Here is a 12,762-nt window from a genome sequence, read left to right on the forward strand (position 1 = left end):
GTATCGTTCAATCAGAATTGTCTATTAAACGATTCCAAATTCAATTAAACCAACACACCATCATTCAAAATTATTATTTTTCATTTTCAGGAAATGGAATAAGCTGCATCTGCTTAGGGTCAATTTTTTCATGACAACAGTCACAAGTCATTTCAGGTCGAGTAAAATGACCACAATTTTTATGTTTATATTTTACTTCAGGAAATTCTTGATTTTCATTTTGCCATAAATTACCCCAGCTACTGAATGCCAAAATAATGGGATATAATGCTAATCCTTTTTCAGTTAATTTATATTCATAACGCTTAGGTGCTTCATTATATAAAACTTTTTCAAATATATTATGTTCAACCAAGCGTTGGATTCGTTCAGTTAAAAGATGTCGAGTAATCCCAAGTTCACGTTGAAAATCATCAAATCGTTTGGTTGACATAAAAGCATTACGAATAATTAATAGTGTCCAGCGATCTCCAAGGATCGATAAGCTTCTTGCAATTGGGCATTGCAATTCTCCGAGTTCGTGCCATTTCATTCTATTTCTCCTCAAAAATTATCATAACAGGTACAGGATTGTCATTTAAGGACAAGTTTACTTTAAAGTTTCAATATTAGATTGACAATAGCCTCTATCATTGCCTATTTTAATTATAAGTTCCTTTTTAGAACTTACAATTTATAATGGAGATAGACTATGTCCTCATCAATTGCAAAAAAAGAAATAAAAAAAGCGCCTACTTCATTTCCTGTACGACGTATGGATTATGAATTTTTTGCAACACCTAAATACTGGTGCAACAATGATCCAGCTTTTACCCATTATTTTACAGGGTTATCGGCTTTATTTCCTGAGGGTGAGTCATACTTTGTTCGTTCTGTACGTGCATTAAGACCTCAAATTAAATCAAACCCTGCACTTGATCGTGATATTGGAGCTTTTATTGGGCAAGAAGCGATGCATTCTAAAGAACATCATGCATTTCATGTCAGTGCCCAACAGTATGGTTTAGACCCTCAGTCATTGGAGAAAGCCACAGGCGTTATTCTCACGACTATAGAAAAAATATTCCCTAAAAAATGGAATTTACTAGTGACTGTTGGTCTGGAACACTATACCGCTGTGCTTGTGGTAGAAATGATGGAGACAATTCACAATTTAATTTCAGATCAAACTATTAAAAATTTATGGTTATGGCACAGTATTGAAGAAACCGAACACAAAGCTGTTGCTTATGAGATGTATGAACATTTATATGGTAAAGGTCTAGATGCCTATATCCCACGTGTTACTTTATTCACTTTTAGTATGGTATTGGTTACGCTCTTTTCGAATGTATATCAATTTGTCCTCATGTCAAGAGACGGACAACTGTTAAACCTAAAATCGTGGTTAAAGTTCACTGCTTTTTCAGCATCAGAATATCGTAAAATTATTCCTAAATTAATGACTTATTATCGTAGAGACTTTCATCCTAACCAGACTGATGAAACCTTACTGGTTGCAGCAACCAAAAAACGAATTAACCTCGATACAATCACTCGTAAACTCAACTAAAGCTCATTTTTTTAATTAATCAAAAGTAAAATATTGATAAAAAGGATATTTATATGAACGTAAAAGACATGACAGGCTTGGAAATTATGCAAGCATTTAGTAAAGGACTGATTCCACCAGCAGGTATTGCACAAAGCATTCCTATGCAGCCAGAAGAAGTTGAATATGGTCGAATTGTATTTAGTGCAATCGCTGATGAGCGTCATACCAACCCAATGGGCGGCGTGCATGGTGGTTTTGCAGCAACAGTACTCGACTCAGTCACAGGCTGTGCGACACATACTCTGCTACAAGCAGGTGAAAGTTATGGAACAACTGACCTTTCGATCAAAATGTGCCGTCCTATGCCATTTAAGACGAAATTATTTGCAGAGGCAAAAGTGATCAATGCAGGAAAAAACTTAGTAATTACAGAAGGATATTTAAGAGATGAAGAAGGTAAGCTTTATGCTTATGCAACTGCAACGAATATGATTATTCGTCGTTAATGTATTCTTTATTTGTTCAAGATTTATTTTAGTTCAGTTCAATGAACAGCTAAATAAAACCTTTTCTTCATTTTTTTGATTTTTAAAATGACTCTGTGGATTTATTTACAAGACTGACATCATTATTTTTTCTTTGATCGTAGATTGAAATGTAATTATGCCGAGTCATTGATAAAACAGAATATCTAGCTTCACAGATTAAATAAAGGGTTTACGCGCTTGATTAGTAAACCCTATTTATAAGCCAATAATAGAAAATAGTTCTATATCTATATAACTCATTTTTTTCAAACTGGAGTTTATATGTTTCAATTGAAACCAATATATGACCACTCTTTTTTTGATACAGCACTCTATACGTGGTCTTTTGATGTTGAACTTGCTGCAAGTGCAGATACGGTATGGGATGGCTTAACAACTCAAATCCCTCTTTCATGGTGTAAAAATATAAAAGGTCACTATATTTCCGCACCACCCTATGGTGTAGAGACAAAAAGAATAGCAAAAATTGCAAATATTCTTAACTTAAAAGAAAACTTTTTTTATTGGAACAATGCTGAACGTAGACATTCATTTTATGTTGAAACCATGAATGTGCCTTTTTTTGAATCCTTTGCAGAGGATTATCAAGTGACCGCCATAGAAGGTGGTTCCAGATTAAGATGGCGTTTTGCGATTGAACCAAGATCAGGTTTTAAGCAATTTGTTAAAGTGAATAACATTATTAATGAACTCATTTTTAAATCTTTTATCAATGATACGAAGAAATATTTTGGTGAAAAAAAATAAGTCTAATTGTGAGTAAAATATTGATCAGGAAGCCCAAAAATGTCTAACTCAGTTGTATTGCACCAATGGGAAATTTCTCCTTTTTGCCAAAAAGTATCACGTATGCTGAAGTTTAAAGGAATTCCTTTTTCAACAATTAACTATAATGGCGTATTAGGTGCAAAAGCACCGATGCTAAGTAAAGTAGGTAAATTACCTGTCCTTGATATTCAAGGTCAACGTATTCAGGACAGCACACAAATTGCGCGATATTTAGATAGTGCTTTTCCTGATCTTCCTCTGCTCTATCCTCAAGATCCTCTTGAAAAAGCGTATGTAGAATTATGGGAAGACTGGGCAGACGAGCTTTTATATTTTTATGAAGTTCACTATCGTGTGAATGATGCTCAGGCTTTTAAACTTGCTGTAGCAAAAGCCATAGAAGGGCGTCCCTATCATGAAACTCTACTTGTTAAACCATTACTCAAAACAACATTAACATTACAACTCAAAATGCAAGGTTTGGGACGCATCCCTAATGGCACGATAGATGCAGAATTTATTCGACATCTTGAACGAATTGATATTGTGCTAAAACAAACTGGTTGGCTTGTTGGAAAAAATAAAACGATCGCTGATATTGCCGTAGGCTCACAACTTTTAGAAATCGTGCGTACTCATCAAAGTTTTCGCACCGTTATCCTAAGCTACGCAAATATTTCACAATGGTTAGAAAAATTATGACACAAAATCAAGATTTAACTTTACCCAGTGTTGTTGTTTTTGGCGTTGGTGCTCAACGTGGAATTGGTGCTGCAGTATGCCGACGTTTTGCACAAGAAGGGCTAAAAGTTCATGTTGTAGGTCGTACAGCCACAAAAGTAGATCGGGTTACGACTGAAATTATCAATCTGGGTGGGCAGGCAATTTCCCATTGCATCAATATCGAAAATCAAGCTGAAGTGAAAGCATTATTTGATAGCATTCATCAAGAGCGGGTCGAAGCCGTTATTCATAATGTTGGCGGAAATATTCCATCTATTTTCTTAAAAACCACAGCAGGTTTCTTTAATAAAATGTGGAAATCAACGTTCTCATCGGCTTATATTGTTTCACAATATAGTTTAAATGTTTTTCAACACCAGCAAAACGGCACACTCATTTTTACAGGTGCGAGCGCTTCTATGCGTGGTAAACCCTACTTTGCTGCTTTTACCATGGGCAAATCGGCACTGAGAAACTATGCTTTAAATCTAGCAAAAATCTACAAACCCCTGAATATTCATATTGCCCATGTTGTCATTGACGGTATGGTAGATGGTGATCGAGTGAATCAGGCAGTTTTAGGTTTTGGCAGATTGTTACGCTTAACACGTGGAACGGGTGGTTTAAATATTGAAGCTATTGCTGAAAATTATTGGATGCTGTATCAGCAGAAAAAAGAATTATGGACACATGAGTTAGATTTACGTCCATATCAGGAGAAGTTTTAATATGAAAAATACACGTTCAGGACTTCCTATTTTACGCTTATTCCATTCAAATCAGGCTAAATCGAATTGTATTTTTATTGTAGGTGACGATGCTGAAAACCTCAGTCAGTTATTTGCTCAGGAAGATACAACGCATCCATTTGCTAAGATTTATCAGATTGTCCATATCGAACAACAATATTCATTCAAAGCTATTTCATCTATATATGATAATGTCATTACATTAAGCCTAGACTTATCTCATCCAACCGCTTTATATAAGTTATTACAATATATTGAAAACATTAAACATCATATTGAAATGTGTGTTTTTCTACCTTGTTTTAGCAACAAAACAGACACCATAGAAGCTTCAATCAAACAGCAAAATTTTCAATGGAAAAAAAACGGGTTTAACCACCACTTTAATTGCACAACATGTTATTCAACAGATGTTAAATAATCAAAAAGGTAGCCTTATCTTTTTAGATGCAGCACATACTGAAGAAAAATATGATCATTTATTAAGTCAAAGTTTGTCTGCAGCGAAGCGAGCATTATCACAATCTTTAGCGAGAGAGTTTCAGCCTACAGGCATTCATATCTGTTATAGCACACTAGAAGAATGGGATCATTCAAATATCCAACAGATTGAATCCATTAAGAATATTTGCTTACACCTACATCACCAACCTTTATCTACTTGGACTTATGAATTATAGACATCATCTAATTCAAACTCACAGCACAGTGCTGTTATCAAGATCCTAAAACATAAATGCCCGAAGGATACAATTATGTTAAAACAAATCGTAGCGTTATCATTTTCTTTAGTTATTACATCTCATCTTATGGCTCAAAGTACTGCGCCTCAATCTCATTATGAAACTATTTTTATGGAAATAGCACCTCAAAAAAGAGTATGCCATGGCATAGGTGTAACTGAGTGTTTGCAATATAAAAAATTTGTTTTTGATGAAAATGGTCAAAAAATTTATAAAAACAGTACTTGGTATAATCTTTATACACCAATAGAAGGTTATGAACACAATCCTACTCGACAAGCAACACTTCGAATAAAATCCTATTCAGTTAAAAATCCACCTGCGGATAGCTCAAGTGTACGTTATGTACTAGAAAAACAGATTTAAACTGAGGTAATTAAATCAAAAAAATCGCGCTTTTTATTTATTTGTACATCAAAACTGTAAGCAACAATATAAATGAGTAAATGGACATCACTTCATTTTTTGGTCGAAAATTAAATGAAATGATGTCCTTTATTTTACTCTTAACATTTAGCATCATACATTTAGGTTTTTACATATTTAAAATAAACGAATTTTCATTGTTTCCTGTTGTCTGCATATACTTTTAGAGCACAACTAAAATTTTAATCGTGACAATTAGATGACTGAATAATTTTATGAATGATATGCTCATGTGTAGGTACAAGACCCGTTTTTAAGCCAAGTGGTTTAAAAACCTTATCCAAAACGACCTGAGTCAATTGACCTTTATCTTGTTCAACATCAGTTAAAGTACGCCGACTAATGCCCACCATTTCTGCATATTTTTCTTGCGATAATCCAAGTACATTTTTTCGTAAATAGCTCAGCAGTTGCCCCAATGTAATTTTACCAAATAAATATTGCGTATATAAATCAATAAGTAATTGTTGACGATCAACTGGCTGATTGTTCTTTTTCATAATAGCTCCCATCGTGTCAATTTGACTTCAATAAAGTCATATCCTAGAACTGGCATATCTATAATGGTTTGGGGAACACCTTTGTTGATTAATTGCTGTTTAAGCCCTATAAGTTGCTGAGCCAATGTTTTTAAAGTATTTAAAGAAATATGTGGTTCGCACCAATGTGCAAGATTTTGTGTAATATCATCCCAACGATATTCTCCCCCTTCCTCATATGGACTTCCCCATGTTGTTGACCTTGTGACAACTTCAGGATCAGCTTTCATTGGAGCAAAATCGTAAATTGGAGCAAGAAATATTTGTCCTGATTTTTTTAAGAATGACGTATTACGACCATGATTATCTGAGTTACCAAAAATGATATTGAGTAGATCTCTTTGTAACCATTCACAAACAAACTTCGAAGCATCAAAGTTTTTATCCACCGATTTTAATAAACGGCAAAGCGCATCTATCACCTCAAAATGATTCAAATGACTGCCTGATGCTTTATTCAATATAGAATAAACCGACTCAAGCCCGAGTCGATACCATTGTTGATTACGCCACTCTGTATCAAATCTTGGTAGCCATAACGATGGATATTTCTGACCTTCAATCAGTCTCATTTGAGAAGTTTCAATGCTTATAAATCCAAGTTCATTAAGAATATGATAAAAATGATACTCTGCCCTTAAAATGTCACAGTCTATTGCACTACGTTTATTTCGAGGAAATTTAACTAGATAATACTGATCTTGTTCATCAAAAGAATTTTGATAAGTATCAATCCAAACTTGTTGATTGCTTGACACTCGAATCAGTAGTTTTGGAGCCTCCCCCCCTGCACCTGTTGCACCGCCACTAATCGCACCCATTTGTTGTGCGTATTCAAGAAAATCAATATTCCGTTCTGTAACATCATCTATAGTGAATTTACGTAAGTGCAATGTTGACTCTGCATGAATTGATGGCACTGACTCCTTAATTCTTAGATTCCCTACAGGCGCAATTGTGCCTTTTTCTAATAACGTAAAATCCTGTTCAGCAGGTGAAAGTTTTTGCAGACCTAAATATTGGACTAAATAACGTCGAGCAGCACCAGACGGGACAATATCATCTAAAAAACCAAACCAAACTTTCGACTCATGTTGAATCATAATTTGCACAGGAAGTCCTACGCTACATGCGTATTCATCTGTCTTCTCTAGATGAGAAATGGCATATTCTAATTCATAGACTAACTCGCACCCACTTGCAGCCCCTTTATGTGGATCTAATATCCTGAGTTCTGCGATATCTTGCCATTCTTGATCGAGAAGCGCCTGAATCGTTAATTTTTCCATAGATAAAGTGAGCAAATATTTTCTCAAAAATATCACAAACTCAATAAAATGAGAATATATTTGCTCATTAATATAAACAATAAAATTAAATGAGCAAATATTTTCTCATTTTTATAAACTATCAAAAGGAATAGTCACTCACTTCATTATTTTTAAAAAGTTTTTGTATTTTTTAAATTTATCTGATCTAGAGTCTATTGAACTCATACCTTGCAATACAGCTCCTTACGCTTCTATTCGATCCATCTTATGAATCAACAAACAATCCGTCATTGACTGCAACCTAGAAAATGTCAAACCCTCTACCATTTCAGTCACATAAGCCTGTTGATCTTTGAGTTCGATGGTACATAAATCGGTATAAATACGATCTACACATTGCTGCCCAGTAATTGGATAACTCAACTCTGATACAATTTTAGCAATGCCATGTTTGGTGGTATGTTCCATACATACATAAATTGATTTTGCACCCACTGCCAAATCCATCGCCCCACCTACCGCAGGGACGTCTTTGTCCTTGCCTGTATGCCAATTGGCTAAATCACCATTGATCGCTACTTGATAGGCACCTAAAACTGAAATATCTAGATGCCCACCACGCATAATGTCAAAAGAATCACCATGATGCATAAAACAGCCACCATCTTTTAAAGTAACCAACTCTTTGTCTGCATTAATCAAATCGGTATCTTCATCTTCTGGCAAAGGTGGCGGACCAAAAGCTAAGATGCCATTTTCAGAATGCAAAATAATTTCCTTGTCTTTCGGTAAATATTGAGCCACTAAAGTGGGCAAGCCAATACCCAAATTCACATACGTTCCCTCAGGAATATCCTGTGCAATCAATTGGGCAATTTCATGGCGTGTTCTTTTTTGATAACTCATACTATATCCTGCACTTTTACGACATGCTGTACAAAAATTCCGGGGGTAATAATCGCTTCAGGATCGAATGTACCTAGCTCTACAATATCATTAACCTGCGCAATGGTGGTTACTGCCGCTTTCGCCATAATGGGTCCAAAATTACGCGCGGCTTTGCGATACACGAGATTGCCCCAACGGTCGGCTTGATCAGCATAAATCAAGGCATAATCAGCACTTAATGGATATTCTAAAACATAGTTTTTACCATGAATGGTGCGCGTTTCTTTACCTTCCGCCAAGCTTGTGCCATAAGCCTGTAGGGGTAAATACTGCGCCTAAACCTGCCCCTGCGGCTTGAATACGACAGGCTAAATTGCCTTGAGGGACAAGTTCGAGTTCAATTTTTCCTGCATGATACAGCTCGCCAAATAAAGTCGAACCTGACGAACGCGGAAATGAACAGACTATTTTTTTGACTAAACCCGACAGTAATAATTTGGCAATGCCTCGTTCACTTGAAGACGCATTATTATTAATTAAAGTCAGTTCTCTTGGACCCGCATCAATTAAAGCTTCAATCAGTTCAATGGGTTGTCCTGCCAAACCAAAACCACTGGTCATGATGGTTGCACCATCTGGTATTTTTTTTAAAATGGCTTCTATATCGCCTGTAATTTTATTGATCATGATCCATCAACCTAATTGTCAAAACCTTGATGACTGAAAAAGAGATGAAGTACCCCTTCACCTCTCATCATAAAAATTAAGCGGTTGCGGCTTTAATCATATTCTTGGCAATAATGATTTGCTGAACCTGCGTTGTGCCTTCATACAAACGGAACAAACGCACATCACGGTAAAAACGCTCAATCGCATATTCACTGATATAACCTGCTCCGCCATGAATCTGTACACAACGATCTGCCACTCGTCCACACATTTCCGTAGCAAACATTTTGGCGCATGATGCTTCGGTACTGATATTTTCACCCAAATCACGGCGGCGAGCTGCATCTAAAACCATACATTTTGCAGCATAAATTTCGGCTTTTGAGTCGGCTAACATAGCTTGAATCAGTTGGAAATTGGCAATCGGCTGACCGAACTGCTTACGCTCAATGGCATAATTCAAAGCATCTTCCAACATACGCTCCGCACTACCTACGCTATACGCAGCAATATGCAAACGCCCCTTATCCAAAACTTTCATGGCAGTTTTAAAGCCCACACCTTCAACGCCACCAATCAATTGATCTTTATGGACACGGCAATTTTCAAAAATCACATCACAGGTATGCGAACCTTTTTGCCCCATTTTTTGATCAATCTTGCCAAGGTTTAGACCTGCTGTACCTGCTTCAACCAAAAATGCTGAAATACCCGATGCACCTTTAATTTCAGGATTGGTACGTGCCATCACGGTAAATGTACCTGCACGTGGCGCATTGGTAATAAAACGCTTGGTACCATTTAAAATATAATAATCACCGTCTTTGACTGCTGAGGTTTTTAATGATGCTGCATCTGAACCTGCGTCAGGCTCAGTTAAACAGAATGAACCGATAATTTCACCGCTGGCATATTTAGGCAGATATTTCTGTTTTTGCTCATCCGTACCATCAATGATGATTCCACTTGAACCAATGCCGTTATTGGTTCCAATTAAAGAACGGAAAGCAGGTGAAGTCTGTCCAAGCTCAAATGCTACATTGACCTCTTCTTCCATGGTAATGCCCAAACCACCAAACTCTTCAGGAATGGTCAATCCGAATAATCCGAGTTCTCGCATTTGTTGCACAATGCTTTTAGGAATTTGATCGGTTTCTGCAACTTCATGTTCCAAAGGCACCAATTCATTTTTGACAAAATCACGAATTGTTCCAAGTAATTGTTCCAATAAATCCTGATCACGAATCATCACTATTTCCTCATTTTCAATTTTTAGATTCAAGCTGCTCGATTTCAGACTTAAACCGAGTTAATTCCATTTCGTTATTATTAAGTCAAAAAAATACACAAAAAACAATATTTTTATTAAATTTATTTTGCATTGCGAAATTAAATATTTATTCATATTATTTTCAATATGTTAATTTAAAAATAAGAGTTTATAAGGAAAACTTAAGTAATTTAATCTTGAAAATTGATGAAAATCAGGCAATATTAATTTAAATATATTTTGCATTGCGAAACAAAAATGGATTTTAAAGACAAAACAATGGACTTTACCCATATTCAGGTCGATTACAGCATTGCTCAAATTGCGGTCGTCAAAATTCACCGTCCTGAGGCGAAAAATGCCCTGAATACACAAGTCAGAAAAGAACTGGCACAGATTTTCAGCCAACTCAGTTTTGATGATGATATTCATGCCATTGTGCTGACTGGTGGCGATCACGTCTTTGCCGCAGGTGCAGATTTAAAGGAAATGGCAACGGCGAGTTCAACAGAGATGATGTTGCGACATACCGAACGCTATTGGAATGCAATTGCACAATGCCCTAAACCTGTGATTGCGGCTGTAAATGGCTATGCCTTAGGTGGTGGTTGTGAACTGGCAATGCATGCCGATATTATTATTGCGGGTAAAAGTGCGATTTTTGGACAGCCTGAAATTAAGGTGGGTGTGATCCCTGGTGCAGGTGGAACGCAGCGTTTATTTAGAGCGGTTGGGAAATTTCATGCCATGCGTATGTTGATGACAGGCATGATGGTGCCTGCGGAGGAAGCCTATCGCATCGGTTTGGTTTCTCAAGTCACTGAGGATGATCAAACCATCACAACGGCGATCAAGATGGCAGAAAATCTTGCCAAACTTCCACCCATCGCATTACAACAACTCAAAGAAGTGGCGCTGTGGAGCGAGGACGTTCCATTACAAGCAGGTTTAGCAATGGAACGTAAAGCGTTTCAATTGATGTTTTCCACCGAAGATCAAAAAGAAGGGGCAAATGCCTTTCTAGAAAAACGTCGTCCGCACTATTCAGGTCAATAAAAACTGATTAAACAAACGTTTAAAAAATTAGTCTTAAAATATGATGAGTAAAATCCAATGACGTATGACATTAAAAAAGTCGCCATTATTGGCACAGGAATTATGGGCATTGGGATTGCACAGCTTTTTGCACAAGCCCATTTTTCTACTGTTTTATATGATGCTCAGCAAGGTTCGGCGCAGCTTGCCAAAGACAAACTCAGCCAAACTTTTGAAAAATTATGCGTAAAAAATAAAATTTCAGAAACACAGTGTCAGACTGCTATTCAACATCTGTCTGTTGCGAATGCATTAGCAGAACTTGCAGATTGTGATTTGATTATTGAAGCAATTGTTGAAAATCTAACAATCAAACAACAGCTATTTCAAGAACTTGAAAGTCTTGTGTCAGCACAAACCATTTTAGCTTCAAATACATCCTCTCTTTCAATCACCAGTATTGCAGCCAAATGTGCTCAGCCTGAACGTGTGGCAGGATTACATTTTTTTAATCCTGTTCCACTCATGAAAGTTGCTGAAGTGATTGGTGGTTTAAAAACAGCACCGAACATTGTTCAGCAATTAAAGTTGCTCACAGAAAAACTCGGGCATCGTGCAGTCATTGCCAAAGACACACCAGGTTTTATTATTAATCATGCAGGGCGTGCTTATGGTACCGAAGCCTTAAAAATTTTAAATGAAAATGTTAGCACTCTTGAAAATATCGACCGTATTTTAAGAGATGGTGCAGGCTTTAAAATGGGACCGTTTGAACTGCTTGATTTAACAGGCTTGGATGTTTCGCATCCTGTGATGGAGTCGATTTATCATCAATACTATGAAGAGCCACGTTATAAGCCCAATCCTTTAACCCGTCAGATGTTGGAAGCAGGCACACTCGGGCGAAAGACACAGCAAGGTTTTTATACTTATCCTGCGCAGGAAAATGAATCGATCGACTCGACCGTATCGGTCAATATCTCAGCAAACTTTCCAACAGTATGGATTGGTGCAGACTTCCTGAAAGATCGTCAAATTTTAGAAAAATATTTAATAGATTTAAACATCGCCATAGATGCTGCGGAAATTCCAAATCCAGAGAGCTTATGTATTTTGGCATGTTATGGTGAAGACACCACACATGCCTGTCTGCGTTATGCCACTGACCCTGCAAAGAGCGTGGCAATTGACATGCTCTATGATTTTACCCAACACCGTACGTTGATGCCTTCGTTACTCACATCATCAGAATCTACTGAAGCAGCACATGCCATTTTCAGTGCAGATCAAACGTCATTGACCATCATTCAAGAAAGTGTAGGTTTTGTGGCACAGCGAGTTTTAGCCATGATCATTAACCTCGGCTGTGATATTGCCCAACAACAGATTGCTTCTGTTGACGACATAAATGACGCTGTGCGGCTAGGCTTAGGTTATCCATTGGGTCCAATTGCATGGGGAGATCATTTAGGGGCAGAAAAAATTTTACTGATCTTACAGCGTATAAGCACTATTACTTTTGACCCACGTTACCGCCCTAGCCCATGGTTACAACGTCGTGTTGCCCTGAATTTACCACTTACATTTTCACCAGCTTAA

General features: G+C 36.9%; 15 protein-coding genes and 1 pseudogene. 10 read left to right on the forward strand and 6 right to left on the reverse strand.

Annotated elements, in window-relative coordinates:
- Nucleotides 1–73: 73 nt before the first annotated feature.
- Nucleotides 74–532: a winged helix-turn-helix transcriptional regulator gene (locus tag HX005_RS09705; RefSeq protein WP_107007867.1), complete on the reverse strand. Its 459-nt coding sequence runs from the start codon at nucleotides 530–532 to the stop codon at nucleotides 74–76.
- A 159-nt stretch (nucleotides 533–691) separates the two neighbouring features.
- Here HX005_RS09705 and HX005_RS09710 point away from each other — a divergent pair, with 159 nt between their 5' ends.
- From HX005_RS09710 to HX005_RS09745, 8 genes are all read left to right on the forward strand, one after another.
- Nucleotides 692–1,552, forward strand: coding sequence for a metal-dependent hydrolase (locus HX005_RS09710; RefSeq protein WP_286377195.1), 861 nt, complete (start codon nucleotides 692–694; stop codon nucleotides 1,550–1,552).
- Between the two features lie 53 nt (nucleotides 1,553–1,605).
- The gene (locus HX005_RS09715; protein ID WP_107007869.1) at nucleotides 1,606–2,040 is read left to right on the forward strand and encodes a PaaI family thioesterase; all 435 of its coding nucleotides are present in this window, start codon (nucleotides 1,606–1,608) and stop codon (nucleotides 2,038–2,040) included.
- Between the two features lie 303 nt (nucleotides 2,041–2,343).
- A complete protein-coding gene (locus tag HX005_RS09720) occupies nucleotides 2,344–2,829 on the forward strand; it encodes an SRPBCC family protein (RefSeq protein ID WP_107007870.1) in 486 nt (161 codons plus the stop codon).
- Between the two features lie 39 nt (nucleotides 2,830–2,868).
- Nucleotides 2,869–3,552, forward strand: coding sequence for a glutathione S-transferase family protein (locus tag HX005_RS09725; protein WP_286377196.1), 684 nt, complete (start codon nucleotides 2,869–2,871; stop codon nucleotides 3,550–3,552).
- Entirely contained in the window at nucleotides 3,549–4,301 is a 753-nt protein-coding gene (locus HX005_RS09730) for an SDR family NAD(P)-dependent oxidoreductase (RefSeq protein ID WP_286377197.1), read from the forward strand. The genes HX005_RS09725 and HX005_RS09730 overlap by 4 nt, the downstream gene beginning before the upstream one ends.
- A 1-nt stretch (nucleotide 4,302) precedes the next feature.
- Nucleotides 4,303–4,743, forward strand: coding sequence for a hypothetical protein (locus HX005_RS09735; protein ID WP_286377198.1), 441 nt, complete (start codon nucleotides 4,303–4,305; stop codon nucleotides 4,741–4,743).
- Entirely contained in the window at nucleotides 4,733–5,002 is a 270-nt protein-coding gene (locus HX005_RS09740; RefSeq protein WP_286377199.1) for a Rossmann-fold NAD(P)-binding domain-containing protein, read from the forward strand. The genes HX005_RS09735 and HX005_RS09740 overlap by 11 nt, the downstream gene beginning before the upstream one ends.
- 75 nt (nucleotides 5,003–5,077) lie before the next feature.
- On the forward strand, nucleotides 5,078–5,431 hold the full coding sequence (locus HX005_RS09745; protein ID WP_286377200.1) for a DUF4377 domain-containing protein: 354 nt from the start codon (nucleotides 5,078–5,080) through the stop codon (nucleotides 5,429–5,431).
- A gap of 242 nt (nucleotides 5,432–5,673) precedes the next feature.
- Here the strand turns inward: HX005_RS09745 and HX005_RS09750 are convergent, their stop codons facing one another.
- The 5 genes and pseudogenes from HX005_RS09750 to HX005_RS09770 all read right to left on the reverse strand — a co-directional run bounded on the left by HX005_RS09750 (nucleotide 5,674) and on the right by HX005_RS09770 (nucleotide 10,107).
- Nucleotides 5,674–5,991 (reverse strand): helix-turn-helix domain-containing protein, encoded by a 318-nt coding sequence (locus HX005_RS09750; protein ID WP_228199004.1) that lies wholly within the window; start codon nucleotides 5,989–5,991, stop codon nucleotides 5,674–5,676.
- On the reverse strand, nucleotides 5,988–7,319 hold the full coding sequence (locus tag HX005_RS09755) for a type II toxin-antitoxin system HipA family toxin (RefSeq protein ID WP_286377322.1): 1,332 nt from the start codon (nucleotides 7,317–7,319) through the stop codon (nucleotides 5,988–5,990). Before HX005_RS09755 ends, HX005_RS09750 begins: the two co-directional genes overlap by 4 nt.
- A gap of 225 nt (nucleotides 7,320–7,544) precedes the next feature.
- Nucleotides 7,545–8,207, reverse strand: a complete 663-nt coding sequence (locus HX005_RS09760) for a 3-oxoacid CoA-transferase subunit B (protein WP_286377201.1) — start codon at nucleotides 8,205–8,207, stop codon at nucleotides 7,545–7,547.
- Nucleotides 8,204–8,876, reverse strand: a pseudogene (locus HX005_RS09765) (3-oxoacid CoA-transferase subunit A). The gene HX005_RS09760 and the pseudogene HX005_RS09765 overlap by 4 nt, the downstream one beginning before the upstream one ends.
- Nucleotides 8,877–8,952: 76 nt before the next feature.
- Nucleotides 8,953–10,107: an acyl-CoA dehydrogenase family protein gene (locus HX005_RS09770; protein WP_286377202.1), complete on the reverse strand. Its 1,155-nt coding sequence runs from the start codon at nucleotides 10,105–10,107 to the stop codon at nucleotides 8,953–8,955.
- A 300-nt stretch (nucleotides 10,108–10,407) separates the two neighbouring features.
- Between HX005_RS09770 and HX005_RS09775 the strand changes: the two genes are divergently transcribed.
- Together HX005_RS09775 and HX005_RS09780 are read left to right on the forward strand one after the other, a co-directional pair.
- Nucleotides 10,408–11,184, forward strand: a complete 777-nt coding sequence (locus HX005_RS09775) for an enoyl-CoA hydratase (RefSeq protein WP_286377323.1) — start codon at nucleotides 10,408–10,410, stop codon at nucleotides 11,182–11,184.
- Nucleotides 11,185–11,241: 57 nt separating this feature from the next.
- Nucleotides 11,242–12,762 (forward strand): 3-hydroxyacyl-CoA dehydrogenase, encoded by a 1,521-nt coding sequence (locus HX005_RS09780; RefSeq protein WP_286377203.1) that lies wholly within the window; start codon nucleotides 11,242–11,244, stop codon nucleotides 12,760–12,762.

This window comes from Acinetobacter sp. R933-2, from assembly GCF_030325485.1.
GTDB classification, from domain to species: domain Bacteria; phylum Pseudomonadota; class Gammaproteobacteria; order Pseudomonadales; family Moraxellaceae; genus Acinetobacter; species Acinetobacter sichuanensis.